This window comes from Deinococcus radiopugnans ATCC 19172 (assembly GCF_006335125.1).
GTDB classification, from domain to species: domain Bacteria; phylum Deinococcota; class Deinococci; order Deinococcales; family Deinococcaceae; genus Deinococcus; species Deinococcus radiopugnans.
This window is the reverse complement of record NZ_VDMO01000086.1, coordinates 1-585: the sequence shown is the minus strand read 5'-3', so window position 1 is coordinate 585 and position 585 is coordinate 1. Positions and strand designations below refer to the sequence as shown.

The 585-nt window shown below is 79.0% G+C and carries 1 protein-coding gene; it reads left to right on the top strand.

What is annotated here, in order from left to right; translation table 11 throughout:
• Positions 1–84: 84 nt before the first annotated feature.
• Positions 85–585: MFS transporter (locus tag FHR04_RS20800; RefSeq protein ID WP_338084785.1), on the top strand; the 501-nt coding region annotated here is incomplete at its 3' end.

The following is a 585-nucleotide window of genomic DNA, read 5'->3' as shown; positions in this document are numbered from 1 at the left end:
ACCGGACCCGCCCCCGTCCGCCCGCTCCCGGACGGCGCGAGCCGGTCGTCCCGCGGGCCGCGCCCCCGCACCACCGGCCGGGTCCTGGGCCTGTACCTGCTCGCCCTGGCGGCGACGGCGGTGTTCTACCTCGCGCCGACCCAGCTGCCGTTCCTGCTGGGCGACCTCGGGGCGGGCCCCGGCGTCGTGGGCGTCGCGATCGCCGGGTCCACGCTGTCGAGCCTGATCGGCTCGCTCGCCTTCCCTGCCGTGCGGCGGCGCCTGACGCCGACCGCGATCACGCTCACCGCGCTGCTCCTGCTGGGGGTCGGGTGGGTCGTGGTCGGCCGGGCGGCGGGGATCGCCCCGGTCGTCGCCGGGCTGCTGGTCGGCGGGCTCGGCGTCGGTCTCACGGTGCCGAACCTCAACCTCCGCCTCGGCGACCTCGCCGCGGACGGACGCCGCGGCCGGGTCCTGGCGGGGCTCGTGACCGGCATCTTCCTCGGGCAGTTCCTGTCGCCGCTGGCGGCGGGGCCGCTCGTGGCGCTCCTCGGGCCGGGCGGCACGTTCGTCGCCGCCGGGCTCGCCACCACCGCCGGTGCGCTC